At 45.2% G+C, this 24982-nt stretch carries 19 protein-coding genes; 10 read left to right on the top strand and 9 right to left on the bottom strand.

What is annotated here, in order from left to right; translation table 11 throughout:
- The first annotated feature begins 344 nt into the window (after positions 1 to 344).
- The 4 genes from IM792_RS09790 to IM792_RS09775 all read left to right on the top strand — a co-directional run bounded on the left by IM792_RS09790 (position 345) and on the right by IM792_RS09775 (position 4955).
- Complete coding sequence (locus IM792_RS09790; RefSeq protein WP_194101673.1) at positions 345 to 1658, top strand: amino acid permease; 1314 nt, start codon at positions 345 to 347, stop codon at positions 1656 to 1658.
- A 130-nt stretch (positions 1659 to 1788) separates the two neighbouring features.
- Positions 1789 to 2664 (top strand): cupin-like domain-containing protein, encoded by an 876-nt coding sequence (locus tag IM792_RS09785; protein WP_194101672.1) that lies wholly within the window; start codon positions 1789 to 1791, stop codon positions 2662 to 2664.
- 59 nt (positions 2665 to 2723) lie between these two features.
- Positions 2724 to 3836, top strand: coding sequence for an SPFH domain-containing protein (locus IM792_RS09780; RefSeq protein WP_194101671.1), 1113 nt, complete (start codon positions 2724 to 2726; stop codon positions 3834 to 3836).
- Between the two features lie 12 nt (positions 3837 to 3848).
- Positions 3849 to 4955 carry a hypothetical protein gene (locus IM792_RS09775; RefSeq protein ID WP_194101670.1) on the top strand — a complete coding sequence of 369 codons (1107 nt, stop codon included), beginning with the start codon at positions 3849 to 3851 and terminating at the stop codon, positions 4953 to 4955.
- Positions 4956 to 5154: 199 nt separating this feature from the next.
- Here the strand turns inward: IM792_RS09775 and IM792_RS09770 are convergent, their stop codons facing one another.
- The 5 genes from IM792_RS09770 to IM792_RS09750 all read right to left on the bottom strand — a co-directional run bounded on the left by IM792_RS09770 (position 5155) and on the right by IM792_RS09750 (position 13616).
- Positions 5155 to 5730 (bottom strand): Crp/Fnr family transcriptional regulator, encoded by a 576-nt coding sequence (locus IM792_RS09770; RefSeq protein ID WP_194101669.1) that lies wholly within the window; start codon positions 5728 to 5730, stop codon positions 5155 to 5157.
- A gap of 113 nt (positions 5731 to 5843) precedes the next feature.
- Positions 5844 to 7931, bottom strand: coding sequence for an LruC domain-containing protein (locus IM792_RS09765; RefSeq protein ID WP_194101668.1), 2088 nt, complete (start codon positions 7929 to 7931; stop codon positions 5844 to 5846).
- A 262-nt stretch (positions 7932 to 8193) separates the two neighbouring features.
- Positions 8194 to 10287 (bottom strand): LruC domain-containing protein, encoded by a 2094-nt coding sequence (locus IM792_RS09760; protein WP_194101667.1) that lies wholly within the window; start codon positions 10285 to 10287, stop codon positions 8194 to 8196.
- 561 nt (positions 10288 to 10848) lie between these two features.
- Positions 10849 to 12492, bottom strand: coding sequence for an ATP-dependent DNA ligase (locus IM792_RS09755; RefSeq protein WP_194101666.1), 1644 nt, complete (start codon positions 12490 to 12492; stop codon positions 10849 to 10851).
- A complete protein-coding gene (locus IM792_RS09750; protein WP_194101665.1) occupies positions 12489 to 13616 on the bottom strand; it encodes a ligase-associated DNA damage response exonuclease in 1128 nt (375 codons plus the stop codon). The genes IM792_RS09755 and IM792_RS09750 overlap by 4 nt, the downstream gene beginning before the upstream one ends.
- A 152-nt stretch (positions 13617 to 13768) precedes the next feature.
- Here IM792_RS09750 and IM792_RS09745 point away from each other — a divergent pair, with 152 nt between their 5' ends.
- The 4 genes from IM792_RS09745 (at position 13769) to trpC (ending at position 17399) form a co-directional block, all read left to right on the top strand.
- Positions 13769 to 14215 (top strand): cytochrome B, encoded by a 447-nt coding sequence (locus IM792_RS09745; protein WP_194101664.1) that lies wholly within the window; start codon positions 13769 to 13771, stop codon positions 14213 to 14215.
- Positions 14216 to 14423: 208 nt separating this feature from the next.
- A complete protein-coding gene (locus IM792_RS09740; RefSeq protein ID WP_194101663.1) occupies positions 14424 to 15833 on the top strand; it encodes an anthranilate synthase component I family protein in 1410 nt (469 codons plus the stop codon).
- Positions 15834 to 15895: 62 nt separating this feature from the next.
- Positions 15896 to 16573 carry an aminodeoxychorismate/anthranilate synthase component II gene (locus tag IM792_RS09735; protein ID WP_194101662.1) on the top strand — a complete coding sequence of 226 codons (678 nt, stop codon included), beginning with the start codon at positions 15896 to 15898 and terminating at the stop codon, positions 16571 to 16573.
- 43 nt (positions 16574 to 16616) lie between these two features.
- Entirely contained in the window at positions 16617 to 17399 is a 783-nt protein-coding gene (trpC, locus tag IM792_RS09730; RefSeq protein WP_194101661.1) for an indole-3-glycerol phosphate synthase TrpC, read from the top strand.
- A 368-nt stretch (positions 17400 to 17767) separates the two neighbouring features.
- Here trpC and nhaA read toward each other — a convergent pair whose 3' ends face one another.
- Positions 17768 to 18928 carry a Na+/H+ antiporter NhaA gene (nhaA, locus tag IM792_RS09725; protein ID WP_194101660.1) on the bottom strand — a complete coding sequence of 387 codons (1161 nt, stop codon included), beginning with the start codon at positions 18926 to 18928 and terminating at the stop codon, positions 17768 to 17770.
- 33 nt (positions 18929 to 18961) lie between these two features.
- A complete protein-coding gene (locus IM792_RS09720) occupies positions 18962 to 19342 on the bottom strand; it encodes a VOC family protein (protein WP_194101659.1) in 381 nt (126 codons plus the stop codon).
- 200 nt (positions 19343 to 19542) lie between these two features.
- Between IM792_RS09720 and IM792_RS09715 the strand changes: the two genes are divergently transcribed.
- Entirely contained in the window at positions 19543 to 21807 is a 2265-nt protein-coding gene (locus tag IM792_RS09715; protein ID WP_194101658.1) for a glycoside hydrolase family 31 protein, read from the top strand.
- A 5-nt stretch (positions 21808 to 21812) separates the two neighbouring features.
- Here IM792_RS09715 and crtD read toward each other — a convergent pair whose 3' ends face one another.
- A complete protein-coding gene (crtD, locus tag IM792_RS09710; RefSeq protein ID WP_194101657.1) occupies positions 21813 to 23291 on the bottom strand; it encodes a 1-hydroxycarotenoid 3,4-desaturase CrtD in 1479 nt (492 codons plus the stop codon).
- Positions 23292 to 23366: 75 nt separating this feature from the next.
- Here crtD and IM792_RS09705 point away from each other — a divergent pair, with 75 nt between their 5' ends.
- A complete protein-coding gene (locus IM792_RS09705; protein ID WP_194101656.1) occupies positions 23367 to 23984 on the top strand; it encodes a rhomboid family intramembrane serine protease in 618 nt (205 codons plus the stop codon).
- On the opposite strand, the gene IM792_RS09700 is transcribed toward IM792_RS09705, so the two are convergent.
- Complete coding sequence (locus IM792_RS09700; protein WP_194101655.1) at positions 23981 to 24970, bottom strand: hypothetical protein; 990 nt, start codon at positions 24968 to 24970, stop codon at positions 23981 to 23983. The two genes, IM792_RS09705 and IM792_RS09700, sit on opposite strands and share 4 nt — an antisense overlap.
- Between the last annotated feature and the right edge of the window lie 12 nt (positions 24971 to 24982).

Below are 24982 nucleotides of genomic sequence, written 5' to 3'. Positions count from 1 at the left end.
AACTGGGCCCTGCGCCCAAGAGCAGACTAACGATAGTTAAAGCACAACCACCTAACAATAGCACTATCTTAAAATCGCTTCATTACCTATCCTCAACTTCTTTTGTGCAGACAAAAGAAGCAAAAACTCGCCGGCTACGCCCTGCCCGGTCAAAGTTTGTGCTTTGGCAGGCTTGTACTGCTCCGGGCATTTCTGATGCCGGTAATAAAGGTTATTTACGGATTGTGCATTTATTTTAAGGGGTAATATTAATTCCCTCCCTGGGGAGGGCAGGGAGGGGTTTATCAATACTCAATATCAAAAAATAAATACCTATTTTGCTTTAAAAACACCACTGCCAATTTATGCCCTCATCAGCTGCAAGCAAAAACAAATTAGGTTTATGGACGAGCACCTCCCTGGTGATAGGCAACATGATAGGCGCGGGGGTATTCCTGATGCCGTCGGCAATGGCATCATTCGGAAGTGTGAGTTTGTTAGGGTGGGTGTTCGCGGCCATTGGCGCTTATTTTTTGGCCAGGGTATTTGGTAACCTGAGCAAGCTGCTGCCGCAGATATCCGGCGGACCATACGTTTATACCCGTAGCGGCTTCGGCGATTTCGCGGGCTTCCTGGTGGCGTGGTGTTACTGGGTGGCCGTGTCATGCGCCAATGCGGCCATTACCATATCGCTGGTTAGCGCGCTGAGTACTTTTGTGCCGATGTTGGGCAACAGCGCCACGGCATCCATCATCACAGGCTTGGCTGCTATATGGCTGCTTACCTGGGTAAACACCGGCGGCATTGTGGTATCAGGCAAATTGCAGTTGGCTACTACTATCCTAAAGTTAGTCCCGCTGATTGTTGTGGCTATAGGCGGTTTGTTTTTTATCAGGTTTGATAACTTTTTGCCGTTCAACAGCAGCGGCACATCAATATCGGCGGCTATTAACGCTACAGCCACGCTGGCCATGTTTGCGTTTGTGGGTATTGAAAGCGCTGCCATACCCGCAGCCGATGTTGAAAATGCCGGTAAAACCGTATCGCGTGCTACGGTTTTAGGCTTAAGCATTGCTACGCTAATTTATTTGCTGGGCAGCATCAGCATTATGGGTGTTATCCCGGTGCAAAAACTGGCAGCATCGGCTACGCCTTATGCCGATGCCGCGGTGATCATGTTCGGTAGCTCAGCAAGGTATTGGGTGAGTGCCGGTATTGCCATAGCCGCTTTTGGCGCCCTTAACGGCTGGATACTCATACAAGGACAAATACCCCGATCCATAGCAAAAGATAACCTGTTCCCTACCATATTCGCCCGCGAAAATAAACGTGGTGTACCTTACGTGGGTATGGTGATCAATAGTATAATGGTATCAGCTTTTATGGCCATGAATTATACTAAGGGTTTGGTAGAGCAGTTCAGGTTTTTAATGCTGCTGTCGGTATTCGCGGTGTTTGTGCCTTACCTGTTCACCATGGCATCATACATTATTATCAGGCTAAAAAATAATATTAAACAGGGTATTACCGGTGCTATTGTGTTAGCGTTACTGGCATTCGCTTATTGCGCATGGGCTATTATAGGGGCGGGCGAACGTACCGTATTTTATGGTTTTATGCTGATGATTGCCGGTATACCTGTGCATGTTTGGGTTAAAGCCGTTAATAAGTCTGAATAGCAGGCGCGATATCTTTTAAATATTATTAAATATACATCATAAGGTAAAAATATTGGAGTTGCCCTGTTTTACCTTAAATTGCTCATGATTTGGGCTTTGCCAATTAGCCCGTATTTGTAAATTTGATACCATGTTGCTAAAACCAATTGCCCGGGTTGACGATATAGACCGGGCTGATTTTCAAAAACTTCATTTACAAACCAAAACTCCGGTTGTATTTAAAAGCTTAGTTAAAGATAGCCCCGCGCTGCAAAAGTGGAGCTATGAGTATTTTAAGGAGATAGCCGGAGATTATAAGGTTAACCTTTACGGTCGTGAAAACGAGTTTAATGATCGTGCCACGAGTGCGCCTATCATGAAGGCTACCTTTGGCGAATACCTGGATATGATAGAGCAAGGCCCGGCCGAATTACGCCTGTTTCTGTTCAACTTATTACAACATAACCCTGAGCTTAAAAAGGATTTGGTGTATAACGACCCTACCGGCGGCCGCATAGTATCATGGTTACCTTATATGTTTTTTGGTGGCGAGGGATCGAGCGTACGTTATCATTACGATATTGATATGTCGCATATATTTTTAACCCAATTTAAGGGCGTTAAAAAGGTGCTGCTTTTCTCGCTGGAGCAATCGCCGTTGCTATACAAACTGCCTTTTAACTTTCATGGCATAGCCAACCTGAACGAGCCTGATTTGGAACGCTACCCTGCGCTGCAATACCTGCAAGGCTGGGAGTGCGATCTGCAACCCGGCGAAACATTGTACATACCGTCAGGCTACTGGCATTACATAAAATATGTTACCGAGGGCTACTCGGTTAGCCTGCGTATGCTTAACGAGCGCCCGGTTGAACGCCTGCGCGGCTTTAATAATATATTTTTGGTACGTAGGTTTGATAATACCATGCGCCGATTGTTCAAGGATAAATGGATGGACTATAAGATCAGAAAAGCCGATCAGAATGCCACACGCGCAATCGAAAAATTGCGGGCTCAAAACACCTGATATGTAACAAATACCGCGTTTTTTAATCTTATCACTACATTTAAACAAAAAACTACCTTATGGGACTTTTCAGCAGATTGCTTAACGAACTTATCGATATTATTGAATGGGTTGACAATACCCACGATACCTTGATATGGAAGTATCCGCGTAACGATAATGCCATTAAGATGGGCGCCAAGCTTACGGTGCGCGAATCGCAGGTGGCCATATTTGTTAACGAGGGCAAGATAGCCGACGTTTTTCAACCCGGCATGTACGAGCTTACTACCCAAAACATGCCCATACTAACCACTATACAAGGTTGGAAGTATGGCTTTCAAAGTCCGTTTAAGGTTGATGTTTATTTTGTGAGCACCCGCATGTTCACCAATCAAAAATGGGGTACCAAAAATCCGGTTATGCTGCGCGATGCCGAGTTTGGCCCGGTAAGGTTGCGTGCCTTTGGTTCGTATGCTTTCAGGGTGAGCGATGCCGCTACGTTTTTTAAGCAGATAGCCGGTACAGGTGCCGATTTTAATGTAGATAATATTAACGAGCAGTTGCGCAACATCATAGTATCGCGAGGTATGGATACCGTTGCAGCCTCAAAAATACCGGTGCTTGATCTGGCCGCTAATTATGATGAAGTAGGCGTGATCATCAAGAACAATATTGCTCCTGATCTTACCGAGATTGGCTTGATACTTACATCGTTATTGGTTGAAAATATATCGTTACCACCCGAAGTGGAAAGCGCGCTCGATAAACGTACCCAAATGGGTATAATCGGCAACCTGGGGGCTTATGCGCAGTTTCAGGCAGCTAACGCTATCGAAAAATCGGCCGAGAACAGCATTGGCGGCAATCTGGGTGCTGCCGGTATGGGCCTGGGTGTAGGTGCTGCCATGATGGGGCAGGTAGGTAATATTTTTAAGGATAACCAGGTAAATAACACACCTCCGGCAAATGATGGCCCTCCGCCAATAAAAGTCGAAACACAATATTATATCGCTATTGATGGAAAATCGGAAGGGCCGGCTACGCTGGATCAACTGAAAAACATCATCAACCAAAAGCAATTAACCGGCGATACCAAGGTTTGGAAAAAAGGCATGACCGACTGGGCCGCGGCCGAATCGGTTGATGAACTGGCCGACCTGTTTGGTAACACGCCGCCACCGCTTGTATAATTAATTTTATAAATGAGTACCGAACCTTATCTATCCGAAGTTAGTGGCTTGCTTAAATGCAAAAGCTGCGGCGCTTCAACACATTTTTTACCCGGCACTAATAAGCTGCGCTGCGACCATTGCGGGGCCGATGAAGATATATTAACATCAGCCGTGCCTATTATTGCGCTCGACTACGAGCAGTATATAACCGAGAATAAAAAGCTGTACAGCACAGTGTTATTGCATGCTGTAAAGTGTAGCGGTTGCGGCTCTGAAACTAAGCTCGACGACGGAACAACGGCTGATAAATGTCCTTTCTGCGCATCTCCGCTGGTGGTGTCTGAGTCGGCTGATGTGATGATCAGGCCGCATTACATACTACCATTTAAGGTTGATACTAAAACAGCAGTAGCATATTTTAACAAGTGGCTTAAAGGATTATGGTTCGCGCCATCAAACCTATCAAAAAGTATCAATGCCAATGTATCGGCACTCAAGGGTGTATACATGCCCTTTTGGAGTTATGATACCGATACCCTGACCCGCTACAAAGGCGAGCGCGGCGACCACTATTATGTCACCGAAACCTACACCACTATGGTTGATGGTAAGCGCCAAACCCAAACCCGGCAGGTACGTAAAACCCGCTGGAGCTATGCATCAGGCACGGTTGAAGGCAATTATAATGATGTATTGGTACCGTCAAGCGAATCGTTGCCCGAGGCAACCCTAACCGAGCTTGCCCCCTGGGATCTGAACCAACTGAATCATTTTGATGAGCGTTATCTGAGTGGTTTCAGGTGCGAGAATTTTCAGTACACTCCCGAAACCGGCTTGGTTATGGCCAAGCATATGATTGATCCCTACATTCGCGAAGCTATTTGCCGTGACATTGGCGGCGACGAACAACGTATTGATAGCAGCACCACTGCTTATGACAACATCGGCATAAAGTATATTTTGCTGCCTGTATGGGTTAGCGCCTACAACTACAACAACAAGGTATACCAGTTCACCGTAAATGCCCGCACCGGCGAGGTCATAGGCAAACGCCCCTACAGCGCCGTTAAGATCACCCTTTTTATATTGATGATACTGGCGATCATTGCTGTGCTGATCATTTGTTTTAGTAATTAAGTTACTTAAAAAAAACGCGTCATTGCAATGACGTGTTTTTTAGTGCCTAATGCTTATGTCATTTCGAGCGATAGCGAGAAATCTGCACGCATTCATTACAAAGCGACAGATTTCTCCTCGTACCTCGTTCGAAATGACAAGAATTTTAAAGCGATATTAAAAGTCTTCCCCCTTGGGGATCATTTAGGAGGGGCTTCTACTAAATCTTCTTCTTCCCCCTTATTTTACTCAAAAACTCCGGCGTAACACCAAGGTATGAGGCCAGCATGTATTGTGGTACGCGCTGTACAAAGCCGGGGAAACGGTCGACAAACAGGTTGTACTGCTCCTCGCCCGACATGTCGAACAAGTAACATATCCGCATTTGGAAAGCGCCGAAGCCTTTTTGCATCACACGCATAAAGTAGTGTTCAAGCTTGGGTACGCGTTCCAACAATCGCTGCTGATTGGTGCTGCTGAGCCTTAATATTTGAGATCTCTCTACGGCTTGTATAAAAAATGAGGATGGCTTTTTGGTGTCGATACTCATATAATCGCCAAGCCACCAGTTATCAATGCCGAATTGTACAATGTGTTCGGCACCGTTTTGTTTGATGAAGTACATGCGCAGGCAGCCATTCACTACAAAGTACTGCTCGTTACATACCTCACCTTCTGATAGCAGGTAATGCTTTTTGCCAACTTCTTCATATTTAAAATATTCGGTAAGTATTTGCTGTTCATCGGCAGTTAAGGTTACGTATTTGCTGATGTGCTGAATAAGGGTGCTGAACATAGGCGGCGCGGTTAATTATCACGCTCTAATATAAATTATAAAATAGCTATAAAACGAAAAATGCATCGACCCGAAGGACGATGCATTTCTCACAAATCACTAATCTCTCTATATTATTTTGTGTAGATCAAGGCAGTGTTTCTGAAGCCACTTGTTAAAGTGCTGTACCAGTCGTTGAATAACAAACCACCTGATGCAGCCCACTCGCCAAAGTGAAGGTAAGCTTTAGTTATGTTAGCTTCTTCAATTGGGTAAGGGATAGCAGTGTTGTAGCTGATAGCCCATGGCCAGTTTTCAGTTGATAAGTAGTATTTACCGCTTGCTGGTTTTGAAGCATCATCGTTAGTACCGAACAGCTTAGTGTCAGCTTTGTCGGTTGGAGCGTAACCTGGAAGGTGAATCTCGTAACCGCGGCGCTGGTTGCTGATCAGGAATGGATTGAATGCTGATGGTAATAAGTTAGCCTGATCAATTGGCGAAGTAAAGTTAACAGTTACAACTATCGGGGTAACAGTACCTTTATCTTTAGCCATGATGGTGTTGATAAAGAATGAGTTATCAGCATTTTTAAGTGCGCTGCCTTGCTGATCGAAAGGAATGATAACCGCTTTAGTTTGACCAGATTCAGTACCGTTTGATGACATGGTTAAGTAATTACCAGTACGTTTTTGACCAGTTACTGATGATACTGCTGATGCGCTAACCGGTAGTTGTACACCGAAACCGTTAGTGAATGATGCACCTGATGCTACTGCATTATAAGTACCTTCCATGTTCACAACCTGATTTTTAGCGTTCAAAACAAATTTGTAACGGTAGTTTATAACAAGGTCATTCATGTCATAGTCACCTTTGTTTGGCCAGTTATCCTCAAATGCAACTTGTGAATAAGTAGTAGCTGATGGATAGTAGCTATCGTAAGCTTTAGTAGCATCGTTAGGGTAAGCGTCAAGCTCGTCAAGTACGCCGTCACCGTCAGTGTCACCACCGTTGTCGATGTCTTGAACACCATCATTTGATATACCACCTACAGGGTTTGAAGTAGCGTAGAATACTACGTCGTTAAAGTCGTTATCAGAGTCAGTATCACGTGGAAGATCCTCAAAACCAACCAGGAATAATTTGTGTGCATCGTCATATAACAATACTGAGTGTCTTCTTAAGCTTGCGCTGCTTTCAGGGTTAAGGGCATCGTTTGAGAAGTATTTAGTACCTGTCAATGATATACCTTTACCTGTCCATGCGTTTTGTAATAATACAAAGCCGATTGATGTACCTGCTGAGAAACGACCCAATTTTACTTTATCACCAGAGTTCAAACCACCGGCTGAACCTACTGCTGAAGCGTTAGGGAATACTACAACCGCATCGCTTATGTTAGCTTCAGTTGGAGTAGTACCTGTTTTGTAAGTGTAGTAAGCTAAAGTGTTAAGGAAACCTGCACCTTCTGATACGAAAGTTACCCATACATCTGAAGTAGCTGTTACCTTTAATATTGTAGTAGCGCTGCTTGTTAAATACTCAGGGTGAGATTTAGTAAGAGCAACGTTCTCAGGCAATGATGCGTTAACGTATTTTAATAATGAAGCGTCAATAACATCACCTGTTTCTTCCAGATATTTTGGACGACCAAGGCTGAAAGGATATTTTGTAGTGTTTACTACTGCCTCAGCTGAATTGCTGTAACCTGTAGGATAAACCAAAGTTACGTTAGTAGCAGCAGCAATTTTTAATGAGTTGCTGATTTTAGTTGAAGCTGCGGTTGATGCGTTGCCGATAACATCGCCACCGAAACCATCTTTACCACCAATGATAGCTGTAGTTGCTGAACCATTGATAGTTGCTGTAGCGTTGCGAATTAAACCTACGTACGCAGGGTCGATTATTAATTCAGTAGCTGAAGTTGGAACAGTTACTTTTGAACTGATTTTACCATTCTGATCTGTTACCGCTTTGAAGATAGCTGATTCAGTATTTGAGGGGTTGAATACACTAACTACTACACCGGCCAATGGCTGATCGTTGTTAGTACGTAATGTAACGTTAACTGTAACGTCTTTAGTAGTGTTGAAGTTGAAACCTTCTGGGGCGATTTTATCACCTGTGTTTGTAACCGGACTTGGTTCTGTAGAAGCATCTTTTTTACATGATGCCATGCCTGCTAATGTACCTAAAAGCAAAAAGGCGTAGATCTTTTTCATTATTATTTTAAATTAATTAGTGTTGATGCAATCCATTAGGCAATAAAAGTTCCAACTTTTAAAAAATGGTGCATTTACAGCTAAATATTCGAAATAGGTGTGCCAACGGATTTCAAAAATCAGGAAATATTTTCCCCATTGGGGAAAATAAGGGACAGAATAGCGTACCAATTGCTCACTTAATGGACAAAAAAATCCCGGCGCTGTTACCAGCGGCCGGGATTCCGTTCAACTTCTTGAACTTATCGGTCAGTTATAGTAATTACTTGGTATATATAAAGCTTGTGTTACGGAAACCCGCGGCAGTGCTACTGTACCAATCGGTATATGATGTACCGCCTGATGCTGCCCAGTCTGCAAAGTGCAGGTAAGCTTTAGTAATGTTAGCTTCCTCAATAGGGTAAAGTATAGCTGTTGTATAGCTGATAGCCCATGGCCAGTTCTCGGTAGAGATATAATATTTACCGCTTGCAGGTGCCGAAGCATCATCAGCCGTACCGAACAGTTTAGTGTTTACTTTATCAGTTGGTGCAAAGCCCGGCAGGTGGATCTCATAACCACGACGCTGATTGCTGATCAGGAACGGATTGAAAGCTGATACTGCAAGGTTAGCCTGATCAATAGCTGTAGTAAAGGTTACGTTAACAGTAACTGTTGTACCGGTAACTTTATCCTTTGTATTCATGGTATTGATAAAAAATGAGTTATCAGCGTTTTTGATCACCGCATCCTGGTTATCGAACGGAATAATAACCGCTTTGGCTTGACCAGCCTCGGTACCGTTTGATGACATTTGCAGGTAAGTACCTGTAATTTTGTGGCCTGTTACTGATGATACTGACGAAGCGGCTACCGGTAATTGTACACCGAAACCATTTTTGAATGATGCACCGGCAGCTACTGGTACAAACTCGCCTTTCATGCTCACAACCTGGTTTTTAGCGTTGCTTACAAATGAGTAGCGATAGTTAACCACAAGGTCATTCAGATCATAATCGCCTTTAGTTGGCCAGTTATCTTCAAATGCAACTTGTGCATAAGTGCTTGCTGATGGATAGTAGCTGTTGTATGCTTTAGTAGCATCATTAGGGTAAGCATCCAATTCATCAATTACGCCGTCGCCATCAGTATCGCCACCGTTATCAATAGTAGCAACACCTGTGTTTGATATAGCAGTTATAGGGTTAGCGGTAGCATAAACAACCAAATCGTTAAAGTCGTTATCTGAACCACCTGTTTGCCTGTTCTGATCTTCAAAACCTAAAACATATACTTTGTGCACATCGTCATAAAGCATTACACTGTGTCTTTTTAATGAAGTAGTAGTTTCAGGATTGAATTTATCCATAGTGTAGAATTTGGTATTACCGGTGTTAACGCCCGAGCCGGTCCATGCATCTTGTATCAACACAAAACCAATAGATGTACCGGCATCAAAGTTACCCAGTTTTACCTTGTCGCCACTTACCAGGCCACCGCCCGAACCTGATGCCGAAGCATTAGGGAATATGTAAGTGATCTTATCAATACCACCCAACAAAGTACCACCGCTGGCAGCAGTTGGAGGGGTGCTTGTTTTGTAAGTATAATAGGCCAATGTGTTACGGTAGCCCGCGCCTTCTGACACGAAAGTTACCCATACATCAGACTTGGTAGTTACGTTGATTGTTTGAACAGCAGTTGAAGCCAGATACTCAGGGTGAGAAATTGTTAGGGGAGTACCTTCAGGCAACGACGCGTTAACGTATGATAATAATGAAGGATCAATAACATCTGAAGTTGTTTCCAAGTAAACCGGCTCACCAAGGTTAGTTGGGGTGGTGAATGCGTTTGCGGCAGTGTAAGTACCGGGGTAAACAAAATCAGTTGATATTAAACCGTTTGTACCAAGGCTGTTGTTGCGGATGGCGTTCTCAACACTTTCAGGAACGATATCGCCTGAATAACCATCCTTGCCGCCAATTACAACAGTAGTGGCATTGCCTTTAATGCTGGCAGTAGCATAGCGCATTAAACCTACGTAAGCAGGGTCAATTGATAATTGAGTTAAGTACGATGGTACGTTAACTTTACCGGTAAGTTTACCGTTATCATCAGTAACACCTCTGAAAATGGCAGCATCAATAGCTGTGTTTGATGGATCGTAAATGCTTACTACCACGCCAGAGATAGGCTGATTTGAGTTAGTATGCAATGTGATATTCACGTTAACATCTTTGCTGGTTTTAAAATCAAAACCATCAGGGGCAATTTTGTCTACAGGAACTTCAGGCGTCGGCTCATTCGAACTGTCTTTTCTACATGACGCCAAACCTGCAACACCCAGTATTAACAGGCAAGTAAATAATTTTTTCATATTGATTAATTAGTATTCGTTATACGAATAAAAACAATTTAAGTTCCAAATTATTTAACCCTTGATTTAAACATGCAAATCGTTTTAGCTAAAACTTAATTAAATTTAACGTGGAGTTTCATTCCCAAAAAGTGTAGAAATATTGGGAATATTCTCCCAGGTTGTGAGATAAATTTCTCAAACGGGGCAACTGCCTGGATAGGTGCCAAAAAGAGAGGGGATGCGGAATTAACTCACAACTTTCGTTACCGTTAATTTTCGCTATAAGCACAATTGATTTAACCTGATCAGATGACGGAGATATAACAGAATTTATAAATGTTGTAAAATGGCTGTTATTTAATGATTTGTTGTAACCGGGAAAAGATTGCTAAAGTATTCTATGACGACCAACAAATCCATAGAACGAAAAGATTTCGCTTAAGTTAAGCTAAATGATATATTCTAAGAGGGTAATTTAGTGTGTATATTAATACACAACATTGGGGCAGCCCATGTGTCAAACAATAAGAAACGAGTGAAGATTCAGGCAGTATAATGAACGCAATGGAACATGATTTACTACACCTCTCCGTCGGAAGGTGTAGTAACGGGATCGAGTAATGCCTTTAAAGTTTCGAGCGTATCGGCCTCCTCTTTTTTCTTATCGTGTCGCCAGCGCAATATGCGTGGAAAGCGCAACGCAATGCCCGATTTATGCCGGGTTGATTTATTGATACCCTCAAAGCCTATCTCAAACACCAGCTCAGGCTTCACGGTACGTACAGGACCAAATTTTTCGAGCGTGTTGCGTTTCACAAAGTAGTCAACCTTGTTTATTTCCTGATCGGTAAGGCCGGAGTAGGCTTTGGCAAAGGGCACCAGCTTATCGCCATCCCAAACGGCAAAGGTATAGTCGGTATACAGGTCGGCACGGCGGCCATGACCTTTTTGCGCATAGATCATCACCGCGTCAATGGATAGCGGATCTATTTTCCACTTCCACCAGTCGCCACGGCGACGACCAACCTGGTAAGTAGCATTTTTACGTTTGAGCATAATACCCTCGGCCATCATAGCGCGCGATTGTTCACGTACCGTTTCCAGCGTTGTCCAGCTATCAAATTTTATTAATGTTGATATGCGGAATATATCAGGGCATTCAGTATCAGCTTGCAGTTGCTCCAGTATCACCCGCCGTTCAGCCTGTGTTTTAGCACGGATGTCTTCACCTTCGTATTCCAGGCAATCATAGGTAATTACTGCCACCGGGCTTTCCTGCAATATTTTTTTGCTCAGGTTCTTCCGGCCAATGCGGGTTTGCAGCACATTAAAAGGCATAGGCAGGCCATTGCTAAAGCTGAGTATCTCGCCATCCAAAACGGTACCATCCGGCAGGGCCTTTAAAAATGGATGTAGCTCCGGGAATTTATCAGTAGCCAGATCCTCGCCCCGGCTCCAGATGAATATTTTACCATCCCGCTTGATCATTTGGGCACGTATGCCATCCCACTTCCACTCGGCCTGCCACTCCTGCGGCTCGCCAAGCGCATCCTCCACCTCATCAGCCGATTTCCGTTTCTCAGATGTTTCCTGTATCGGGTACGCCAAAAAGAAAGGGTACGGGCGCGATATATCGTCGGCTGCACCCTGTGCCTGTATCAATTGCTCGTAGCTATAAGTTTCGGGCATCCAGCTGCCCATTATGCGGTGGGTAAGCGTGGGCGCTTCAATACCCGTTACTTCGGCCAAAGCCTTTATCACCAGGTTTTGTGATACACCCACCCTAAAGCTGCCGGTAAGTATCTTATTGAAAACAAAACGCTCCTGCTTATCCAGCATGGCCCAGGCCTCGGTAAGCCAAAGCTTGCGTTCCTCCTCGCCGCGGGTACCTATCTCATTGATCTCGGCCACCCATTCGGCCAGGCTTTTGTTACTGCCCGATGTATTCTCGGGCATCAGCAGCGACATGGTTTCGGCCAGATCGCCCACCACATGGTAACTCTCCTCAAACAACCACGCCGGAATGTTTGATACCTCAACCGCCCATGTACGCACCAATGTTGAATTGATAGGCCGCTTTGGTCGCCTGCCGGTAAAAAGCGCAAGCATGTGCATCTTATCCGCATCAGGCACACTGTTAAAATAATCTTTCAGGACGCGTACCTTCTCGTTGGTCTTGTTGGTTTCATCAAGTGAGAGAAAAAGTTGGGCAAAGGCTTTCATATATTACCTCCCACCCCTCCTAAATCCTCCCCGAGGGGGAGGACTTGTTTATTGTCAATGTCATTAACCTCATTCAAAGTCTCCCCCTTTGGGGGAGATTTAGAGGGGGTATCTTCGGTGTTACTGTCAGGGGTGTACTCCTCATCCCCATAAAGCGTATGCACCTCCTGCGCGTCAAAACCTATCTCATTTAAATACCGGGTGAATGATGCCGTATAGCCGTGAGTTAAGTAAACCTTTTCGCAGCCGGTGGCGTCAATGGCGCTCATTAGGCCATCCCAGTCGGCATGATCTGATAGTATGAAACCCCTGTCGGCAGCACGGCGACGCTTGGCGCCACGTAAAGCCATCCATCCCGAACAATAACCAAAACTATATGGCCCGAACTTGCGCATCCACGGCGTGCCAATAGCCGATGGCGGCGCTATGATGATGCCTTTACGTATCTCATCCTTTGGCGTATCGGCGGTAATGCGGGTAGTTGGGTTAAGCACCACGCCATTGCGGCGCAAGGCCTCGTTAGTATTTTCGATAACGCCGTGGGTGTATACCGGACCAATATTGAGATCAAGGTTTTGCAATATGCGCTGCGCCTTACCCAGCGAGTAACCGGCAATAACGGTCAATAAGCCGTTTTGCTGGTTATTACACCACCATGTGTTGATATCGTTAAATATATCGGCCTGCTCTTTCCATTGATAAACCGGCATACCGAAAGTACACTCAGATATAAAATGCTGACAAGGCACCGGTTCAAACGGGGTTGATATGCCATCCTCCTGCGTTTTATAATCGCCGGATACTACCCACACCTCGCCCTTGTAACTTATCCTGATCTGCGCCGAGCCGATAACATGCCCGGCGGGGAACAGGCATATCTCAACGCCGTTCTTCATCACCGTTTCACCATACTCTACCGTTTGCAGGTTGATCTCACCGAGGCGATAATACAATACCTCTTTTGACAGGTGATGCGCCAGATAATTTTTATGCCCCCAGTAAGCATGGTCGGCATGGGCATGGGTTATCACGGCATCATCAACAGGTTTCCAGGGGTCAATATAAAATTTGCCCTTGCTGCAATAAATGCCTCTATCAGTAAACTCAAGTAACGGCTTGGCCATAGGGTAGTATAACCGCCACAGGCTAAATTGGTTTGTTATGCTGATGTCGCTCTATTTACAATCATTCTAAATTGCAGTCAACAAATTCAGTTTAAAGGCCATTGCACTCAATGTTACCTATCTTCGTACAAAAAATATTTATTACTCCATATATGGAACTTTACAGCATCATTAAACATCTTCATTCGGGTTTCAGGTACATTGTGTTATTACTGGTTGTGGTAGCCGTTATAAATGCCTTTTTAGGTTGGTTTGGCAATAAGCCTTATACCGAGGGCAACCGCAAGCTTAACCTGTTCGCGCTGATATCGGCACATACTCAATTCTTGATTGGCTTGATATTGTACTTTTTGAGTCCGTTTGTGCAGTTTACCAGCCAAACCATGAAGAATGCCGAAACCCGTTACTGGACCATGGAGCACGTTGTAATGATGCTTTTTGCGATAGTATTAATTACTATAGGCAACAGTAAATCAAAAAAGATCGCCTTGCCGCAAGGGAAACACAGGGCTATAGCAATATTTTTCGGGTTGGCTATTTTGGTTATTGTAGTGGCTATAATTCAGAGCAAAAGAGGATTTTTTGGCTTTACCTCCTAAAAATTCTACAAAAAGTTTGTCAAATCAAATTTCTTTCTAAATTTGCCTCGCATTATGATCAAAATCACACTTTTAAACAACTGGTGGCACCATTTAATTTTGGCAGCCGGATAGTGTATTGATCAACTACTAACCAATTGTAAACCTAATGGAACCCGGCGAATTACACTCATTCGACGGGTTTTTTTGTTTTCAGGTATTTTAACGTATGAAGAATTTTAAAATTGTTACCACACATAAAAAACTGTTAGCCGACACCACCACGCCGGTTAGCATTTACCTGCGCCTGCGCGATGTGTATCCTAACTCGCTGCTGCTTGAAAGCTCTGACTACCATAGCCGCGAAAACAGCATGAGCTACGTTTGTTGTGAGCCGATAGGCGGGCTTTCGCTTACCCAGGGCGAGCTGAAACTGCAATATCCGGATGATAGCAAGCAAACGTTTGCCCCCGGCGAGTTTGAGCTGATAGAACAGATAAACAATTTTTTACAATGCTTTAAAACCGAAGGCAACTTTGGCAAGATCACCTCAAACGGCCTGTTCGGCTACTTTACCCACGAGGCCGTTGAACATTTTGAAACCATCAAACTAAAGCAGGTTGAGGATGATATACGCCGCATACCGGAGATGCAGTATAACATATACCGCTACATTATCGCTATTGATCATTTTAAGAATGAGCTCTACATATTTCATAACGAGGTGGAGGGTACAACTGATAATGGTGGTATCGAGAAGATGGAATACCTGATCAAGAACAAAAACTTCCCTGAATATAGCTTTAAGAGCAAAGCCGACGAGCGATCAAACCTGACCAATGAGCAATTCATCGCCATTGTGGAGAAGATGAAGCAGCATATTTATCGTGGTGATGTTTTTCAGATCGTGCCATCAAGGGCCTTTTCAAAGGAGTTTACCGGTGATGAATTTAACGTGTACCGCGCGTTGCGTTCCATCAACCCATCACCATATTTGTTTTATTTTGATTTTGGCGATTTCCGCATCTTCGGCTCATCGCCCGAGGCACAGATCACCATCAAGAACCGTGTGGCCAGCATTTACCCTATTGCCGGCACCTTTAAACGCAGCGGCGATGATATAAAGGATGCTGAACTGGCCCTGAACCTAAAGAACGACCCCAAGGAATCGGCCGAGCACGTGATGCTGGTTGACCTTGCCCGTAACGACTTGAGCAGGCATTGCGAGCAGGTAGAGGTTAAGGCCTTTAAAGAGGTACAATACTATTCGCACCTGATACATCTGGTATCGCACGTGAGCGGTAAGCTGCACGCGGGTGCATCGGCATTTAAAATTGTGGCCGATACCTTCCCGGCAGGCACATTGAGCGGCGCGCCTAAATACCGCGCTTTGGAAATTATTGACGAGAACGAGAACATAAAACGCAGCTTTTACAGCGGCGCTATTGGTTACCTGGGCTTTAACGGCGATTTTAACCATGCCATCATGATCCGTTCTTTCCTGAGTAAGAACAATACCTTACACTACCAGGCGGGCGCGGGCATTGTAGCCGGATCAGTACCGGAGAGTGAGTTGAACGAGGTTAATAACAAGATAGCCGCCCTGCGCAAGGCTATTGAACTGGCGGAGGAACTGTAGCAGCCCCTCCCGGCCTCCCCTGAAGGGGAGGTGATGGAAGTACAGCTTTTTAATAGATAGTTATGAGTACAGAAAATACAGCAATCCATACAAACGCCCCCTTTAGGGGGGCGGGGGGCAACATCCTGATAATAGATAATTACGATTCGTTCACCTATAACCTGGTGCATTTGGTTAACGAGATAGGTTTGCAATGCGAGGTATGGCGTAACGACCAGTTCAAGCTGGAAGATGTTGACGCGTTCGATCATATCATCCTGTCGCCGGGACCGGGCATACCATCCGAGGCGGGTTTGCTGTTGCAGGTAATTGAGCGCTATGCGCCTACCAAAAGTATTTTTGGTGTATGCCTTGGTCAGCAAGCTATTGCCGAGGTGTTTGGCGGCTCGCTGTATAACCTGAAACAGCCCATGCATGGTATAGCCACGCCGATAACCGTTACCGATGTGCAGGAGCCATTATTTATTGGTTTGCCGCAAAGCTTTAACGTTGGGCGCTACCACTCGTGGGTAGTTAATGGTGACGACTTGCCTGATGTACTTGCCGTTACCGCTATTGACGAAAAGGATAATTCGGTAATGGCATTGAGCCATAAACAATACAACGTTCGCGGGGTACAGTTTCATCCGGAATCGATACTGACGGAGTACGGTAAAGAAATGCTGAAAAACTGGCTGACAGCCCCCCAGTCCCCTAAAGGGGGAGCTGCTGCGGAGGCGGAGAATACTGATAATAAATAGATAAACTTTTAAAATCACTCCCTCTTTAGGGGATCGGGGGCTTATGACCATACTTGATAAAATTGTTGCCAATAAACGTAAGGAAGTAGCAAATGCTAAAACCCGCGTTTCGTACACCAAGCTGGAAGAAGCAGAACATTTTAGTCGCGAAACATATTCGTTCCGTGAGTTTTTATTGGCGCCCGACCGTACCGGCATCATAGCTGAATTTAAGCGTCGTTCACCATCAAAAGGCATTATAAACGACAAGGTTACCGTAAAGCAGGTTACCACCGCTTATGCGGCAGCGGGTGCATCGGCATTATCTGTATTAACGGATAAGCAATTCTTTATGGGGCAAAAGGTTGACGTTAAGAAAGCCCGTGCCTATAACAATATCCCTATCCTGCGTAAGGATTTTATGATAGATGAGTATCAGGTAATTGAAGCAAAGGCCATGGGTGCCGATGTGATATTACTTATAGCCGCTATACTAACCCCTGCCGAAATTGACAAACTGGCAACTTTAGCCAAAAGCCTCGGCCTGAATGTGCTGTTAGAAGTGCATAATCTGGAGGAACTGGAACGCAGCATTCACCCCCAGCTGGATGCCATCGGCGTAAACAACCGTAACCTGGCTGATTTTACTGTATCGGTTGACACCTCGTTCCAGTTAGCCAAGCATATACCTGATGAATTCTTAAAGGTATCTGAAAGCGCTATCAGCAATACAGAGGTGATCAAAGAGTTAAAACAAGCCGGTTTCAGCGGTTTCCTGATAGGCGAGAACTTTATGAAAGAAGAAGATCCGGGAGCGGCGATAAGGGAGTTTGTGAAGGGGTTGTAAAACCGATTTACTTATACTTGTGCTAACCCCTCCCTAACCCTCCCGTGGGAAGGGAATAAAACAATCACAATCTTTGTCATTTCGAACGAGGAACGAGGAGAAATCTGTCGCTTGGCAATGAACGTGTGCAGATTTCTCCTCCGTCGAAATGACATTGTGGATAACACATAAAAAACGGTCATTGCGAGGTACGAAGCAATCTCTTTAGGATATTCCAAAAAGGTAAATCGCTCGGGGATTGCTTCGTACCTCAATGACGCGAATGTAAAAGTCCTCCCCCCTCGGGGAGGATTTAGGTGGGGTTGCATGAGAGGGAACCATAATCCCAAATAGATCTCCCAATTATCATCCGAGATAACAATAACCCATCACCCTACCCTTTTCGAATACCCCATCAACCCCACAAACCCAACCACCGCAGCAATAACCGACGCGGTGAGGATAGCGAACTTGGCGCTACTTTGTAATTCGGGTTGACTGAATGATAGCAGCGATATAAATATCGACATGGTGAAACCTATCCCCGCTAAAGTGCCGGCTCCGGCTATGTGTACCCAGTTAATGCCTTCGGGCAGTTTACTGAGTTTGGCTTTAACCGCGGCAAATGACATTAAGAATATCCCTAATGGTTTGCCAAATATCAAGCCCAATATGATACCCAAACCCATTGGTGTAAGTAAACCGGAAAGCATCCCCGGCTCATAAGTAATATTGGTATTCGCCAGCGCAAACAGGGGCAGAATTAAAAAGTTTACCGGAAGCGATAATCTGTGTTCCAGCTCGCACAAAGGAGAGTATCCTGATTTGGTTCGTACCGGTATAGTAAAAGCGGTGAGCACCCCTGCCACGGTAGCATGTATGCCCGAGTGATGAATAAAGTACCACATAAAAATGCCCGGCACCAGGTAAAACCAGACGTTTTTCAGTTCCAAATAATTAAACATTAACGCCAGTGCAAAAAAGCCAAGCGCGTACAGCAGGTAATTAACCTCTAAACCCTGCGTATAAAACAGAGCAATAACGATGATCGCCCCCAAATCATCCACAATGGCTAACGCCGTTAAAAATACTTTGGCTCCGGCAGGTACAAATTTTCGTAAGGCGTTTAGTATGGCCACGGCAAAGGCAATGTCGGTAGCCATGGGTATGCCCCATCCGGCTGAGGTATCGGCATTATGGTTAATAGCAAAATAGATCAGCGCAGGCACAGCCATTCCACCAATGGCGCTCATTACGGGTAGTACGGCCTTTTTAACTTCAGAGAGTTCGCCCTCTACCATTTCACGTTTTATTTCGAGGCCGGCCATCAGGAAAAATATGGCCATCAGCGCATCATTAATAAAAGCGGTTAGCGTAAATCCTTCACCCAATGCATTACCTACGGGTGATGCCTCAAGCAAATGTGCGAAAGCTGCTTTTAGCGGCGAGTTAGCCAAAACAAGCGAAAGAACCACACAAGCCAACAGCAATATGCCACCAGATGATGGGTGCTCAATAAATTCCATTGCCTTTCGCCTTAGCTTTGCCATTGGGCGAATATAAGCAATCGGCGTTTACGGGGTTTAGTCTTCCTGAATCAGCGATAAAATATTCCCGGCCGGATCTGTAAACCAGGCAATGGTTGGGCCATTGCCCCGCATAATATCGTCATCGTCGGTTTTAAGTTCGGGCATGTTGTAGCTTTCAAATTTTACGCCCCTTTCTTTTAGGTCTTTAACGGCATCCTCAATGTTGCTCACTACAAAGTTTAGTACCGTAAATGTAGCTGCCTGGTGGTTGGGCTTTGGGTAGATAATGGTCGAACCGCCGCCGGGCAGTTTGATGTCCAGCACACCCATTTCGCCCAGGTTTACATCAAGGCCTAAAGTGGTGCCGTAAAATGTTTTGGCTTCGTCAATGTCGCTGACGGAGAAGCCCGAAAATGCACTATTTGGTTTAAACATGGTATTGGTTTTTTAGCATATATACAACAAACAGTTTGCCATTAAGCAGTTTACAAAGGGTGCGAACAGGACAGATGAGAGCGTGTATCTGCCTAAATTTTTCCATTTATCGCCACAAAACAACAATAAGGCCGTTTATAGTTTAATAAGCCACTAATGAAGTGTAAATTGGAGGCCATCAATCAGCAAAAACCAACAGTATGCAAACCCAAGTTTTAGGCAACGCACAACAGGTAAATCAACACAACGATCATATTACTATACAAACCACCCAGGCAACGGCTAAAATATGGGTGTATGCCCCGGCTATCATCCGGGTAAACCTTACGCAAACACCTGATAAACCCGACACCTCATTCGCAGTGATACAGCAGCCGGAATCAGGTATTCAATTTTCGGAGGATGACAGCGAAATAGTGATCACAACCGATGCTTTAACGCTGCGTGTTAGCAAAGCGCCATTACGCTTCAGTTTCTATACTCCCGACGGGCAAGCGTTAAGTGAGGATGATGCCCGCTTTGGTGTTAACTGGCAAAACGAGCGTGTGGTTAATTACCGTAAGCTTTATGCCGATGAAAAATTTATTGGTCTGGGCGAAAAAACGGGCGATCTGAATCGTCGCGGCACGCACTATGTGAACTGGAATACCGATGCATCAAAACATACCATCCATACCGATCCGCTGTATAAAACATTCCCGTTCTTTATCGGGCTGCACAGCGGCTTAACCTATGGGTTGTTCTTTGATAATACTAACAAAAGCTATTTCGACTTCGGCGCTACTACTGATGATGAAATGAGCTGGTTTGGTGCCGATGGCGGTGATATGAATTATTATTTCTTGGGCGCGCAGGGTGTAGCCAACATTATTAAGGATTACACCTGGCTTACCGGGCGCATGGAAATGCCGCCGCTGTGGAGCATTGGCTATCAGCAATGCCGCTACAGTTACATGAGTGCCGATGAGGTGCTGGGTATTGCCGAAAAATTCAGGGAGCATAACATCCCTGCCGATGTGATCTATTGCGATATAGATTACATGGACAACTACAAGATATTCACCTGGAATGACGAGGCCTTCCCCGATCCGAAAGGCCTGGTGGATAAATTAAAGGCGCTTGATTTCCGTACCGTTTGTATTGTTGACCCCGGCATTAAGGTTGAGGAAGGCTACAAACAGTATGACGAGGGTGTAGCCAAAAACTATTTTGCTACCTATACCAATGGCGATAATTATGTAGCCAATGTATGGCCGGGGCGTTGCCACTTCCCTAACTTTTTTGATGATGAGGTGAAGGAATGGTGGGGTGCCGCGTTTACCGCGCTTACCGAGCCCGGTGTTGAAGGTTTTTGGAACGACATGAACGAGCCTGCCGCCTGGGGACAAAACATTCCCTACCTGGTAAAATTTGGCGACCGCTACATGGCCGAAGTGCGTAATGCTTACGGTATGGAAATGACCAAAGCCACTTACAACGGTACCCGAAAGATATTAGGTAATAAACGACCATTTATGCTTACCCGCGCGGCCTATTGCGGCACGCAACGCTTTTCGGCAGTGTGGACGGGCGATAATACCGCCAGCGATGAGCACATGCTGTACGGTCAGCGTTTGGTGAATAGTCTGGGGTTGGTGGGCATGTCGTTCACCGGGGTTGATATTGGAGGCTATACCGGCAACCCAACGCCCGAACTGATGCTGCGCTGGAACTCACTGGGTGTTTACATACCCATGTACCGCAACCATGCCGAAATAGGCACCGCCATGCGCGAGCCGTGGGAATGGGGCGAAGAAAATATGGCCATCATCCGCAAGGATATTGAGCTGCGTTACCAGTTGCTGCCTTACATTTATTCCGGCTTTTATGAGTCATCACAAAACGGTTTGCCTTTAAGCCGTACACTGGCTATTGAGCATATTCAGGATGAAAATGTATTTGACGTTAGGTATCAAAACCAATTCATATTCGGTAATTCTATTTTAGTGGCACCGGTTGAAAGCACCAAACTTATAGCCGAAGTTTATTTGCCCGAGGGCGAGTGGTACCGCTTTGGCAGCGATAAGGCATACGAGGGTGGCATGGCGCATTCAGTACCGGCTCCGCTGAATGATCTGCCGGTGTTTGTAAAGGCAGGTGGCATAGTACCGATGCAAAGCGTGATACAAAGCACTAACGAAACCGGCGACGGCATCCTATACCTCCACATCTGGAAAGGCAGTGAAGATTCAACCTTTGTTTATTACGAGGATGATGGCGTAACGTATGATAACGAGCGCGGCGTATTCCATAAAAGAGAGATAAGCTACTATGCCGAAACCGGTAAGGTAACACTCGCCGTTGCCGAAGGTAGTTATACCTCAAAATTCAATACCTTAAAACTGATACCGCATGGCTTTGGTAAAGCTGTTAAGGAGAAAGAGGTGACTTATGGGATAGGTTTGATCGAGATCGATCTGAAGTAGTGGCATTAACGCTTACCAACCCAGTCACTCACAATTTTAGCCGACAGCAAGCACAGCGGGATGCCCCCGCCGGGGTGCACGCTGCCGCCACAAAAGTAGAGGTTATTTAATTTGGACGAACGATTGGCATGCCGCAAAAACGCGGCGAAGCGGTTGTTGGAGCTGGTGCCGTACAGTGAACCCTGGTATGATGAAGTGCGGCTTTCAATACTGCGTGGGTCAAGGATGCTTTCGCATTGTATCAGCGGGGCTATGTCCTCGCCTAACAAACGGCTTAGTTTTGCGATGATATTGGTGCGGGCCCGGGTTATCAGCGTATCCCAATCCTGCCCTTTGTTGGCCGGTACGTTGATCATTACAAACCAGTTTTCATGGTCTTCGGGCGCATCATCAGGCTTTAGTTTTGAGCTGATGTTGAGGTAAACGGTAGGATCGGCACCAATGGTTTGTTGTTTCCAGATGCTATTGAATTCGGCCTCATAATCGGCACTGAAAAATATATTATGCAGATCGAGCTGTGCGAATTGCTTGCTCACTCCCCAATAAAATATCAATGCTGAGCTGCTACATTCCTGCTGCAATATTTTTTTGGGGTGGATGCCGGGCAAATGGCTAAGCAACTTTTTATAGGTGAACCAAACATCCATGTTTGATACCACGATATCCGCATTGATAACTTCGCCATCAATCATCACGCCGCTCACCTTATCGCCCTCAACTACAATTTGCTCAACGGGACTATTGTAATGGAATACTACACCCAATTCCTCAGCCAGTTTAATAAGGCTGGATGTAATACAATACATTCCACCCTCGGGAAAGTATGCGCCAAAATGCTGCTCAAAATAGGGTATAATATTTAGCGTGGCAGGTGCCTGATAAGGGTTTGAGCCATTGTAGGTAGCATATCGGTCGTAAAACTGAACCAGTCGCTTATCTTTTAAAAACGATTGGTTAGCCGTGTGCATATTCCGCATGGAATCAATCCCCGGCAAGCGTAAAATGGATCTTACAGTATTCCAGCGCAGGTAAGTACTCAACCTATGCAGCGATCGCTCTAAAAAAACATGGTTGGTAATATCATATATCCGTTGGCTATTAATTGCGTGTTTGCGAATGTTGGCAGGTTGCTCGCCGGTTTTGGAGAATAACTCATTAACCAGCTTCTCACCATCAGCATAAGCAGATAAACGGGTGCCATCCTCGTAAAAATAGTTGCAAACGGTATCAAGCTTTTGATAGTTAAAATACCGGCGGGGATCTTTACCGGCCAGGGTGAAAAGTTCATCAACATATTGCGGCATGGTGAACAGGCTCGGTCCGGCATCAAAACGATAGCCCTGCTGTTCAAATTCAGATAGTTTGCCGCCCGGATAACTGTTGGCTTCATATACCTCAACTCTGTAACCTTTTATTGCCAAACGTATGGCAGTAGCAATACCGGCAATACCGGCACCTATAATTATGGCTTTTGGTTGGGGCATGTAGGCAAAAGTAGTATTAAAAACATATCTTCGTTCACGTGCCGATAACCCGCAATTTTTAATATTTGTTTTTAAATGAAGGAATATATTGAGATGGCCCCCGTGGCCAGTATGATATTTATAATTACGCTGATAACCTCGCTTTACGCGTTTTCAAACGAAACCGTTTACCGCAAATTTACCCTGCATCCGTACAGTGTTTCAAGAGGGCAGGAACTTTATACCCTTATCACCAGCGGACTAATACACAAGGATTGGGGACACCTGTTCTTCAACATGCTGTCGTTCTTCTTTTTCGCCTTTACGTTAGAAGCCAGAATTGGCCACTGGCAGTTCGGGCTGATCTATGTAGTAAGTCTTGTATTGAGTGATCTGCCAACGGTAGCTAAGCATCGCCATAATCAATGGTATTATAGTTTGGGCGCATCGGGCGCTATCAGCGCCGTGGTATTTGGCTTTATACTATTTTTCCCCAGAGTTGAGATGTATTTAATGTTTATACCTATTGGTATCCCGGCATACATTTTTGGCATACTTTACCTAATATATTGCACCTATTCATCGCGCTACGCACAGGATGGCATTAACCACGACGCGCACTTTTATGGCGCGTTGAGTGGCGTGTTGCTCACCATAATGGTTTATCCGCAGGTGATCAAGCTATTTTTAGGCGCGTTCGGTATAAGCCTTTAAGCCGGTAACTGTATGCTTTCGGCCGGTACAAAATTACCGTCGGCGTCAAACAAAAAGCTCATGGGTTCCTCCGGGTTCTTGATGATCTCGAACAGCAGGATGCCCCAGTTTTTCCAGAAGTTTTCCAATACTTGTCCGTAGGTTTTAACCACCCAATGGTCAAACAACGGCTTGCTGCTCATACCGCGCAGGGGCATGGCTTCCAGGTAAATGGTATCGTTAACGGGTAAAATATTATACTCAGGCAAACGGTTAAACAGGTAGGCCGAGTAAAAAAAGCGGGCGTTCAACTCCTCAAACTGGATAGGGTGCAAGGGCTGTCCGGCAATCTTTTCTAACACCTCGTTATGGTAGCGGGCGTTGGTGCCGTTATCCTGTAGGCAGATGATCAACCCAAAATCCTTTATACGCAGCGAAAAGGTCAGGGTATTGATCTCATCGCGATAGCCAAACACATCATCGGCATTGTTTACCCTGAACAACGCCAGGCTAAAAGGCTTAAATTCATCAAACTCCAGCGACAGGTTAATGCTTTGCAACATCATGTGCAGTTGGGTAAATTTATGGATAATAGCGTGCGACATGCTGAATTCCTCGCCCTGCGCATGCTGCTGCCTTATGCCTGCCTGTATCTCGTTAAAAATAATACCGTACAGCAACTTGCCCGCCCATTGAAAAAGCTTTACATCATTTAATTGGCTAACACCTTCGTAGCCTTGTTCAAAAGCGTTGGCAATTTCGCTTTCTAATGGTTCCAGGTAATTTTCGTTCACCACGGCCGAGCAGGGTAGTTTCAGATCCTTGTAGGTGGCCATGCTTTCGTCAAGCAATTTAAAGGGCTTGTCTTCCAGTTCAAAACGGCTCATTAGCCATTGCGGAAATACCTGTATCTTTTCTTCGGAAGTGCTTAGCGCCTCGCCGGTTAAAAAACAATTGCGGTTGCTGAAATTAAAATTGCTGAACGGATTGTAAAGTTGTTGCGGCATCGGGCAAAGATA

It is taken from the genome of Mucilaginibacter sp. JRF, assembly GCF_015223065.1.
GTDB lineage: Bacteria > Bacteroidota > Bacteroidia > Sphingobacteriales > Sphingobacteriaceae > Mucilaginibacter.
This window is presented reverse-complemented; position numbering and strand designations above follow the sequence as displayed.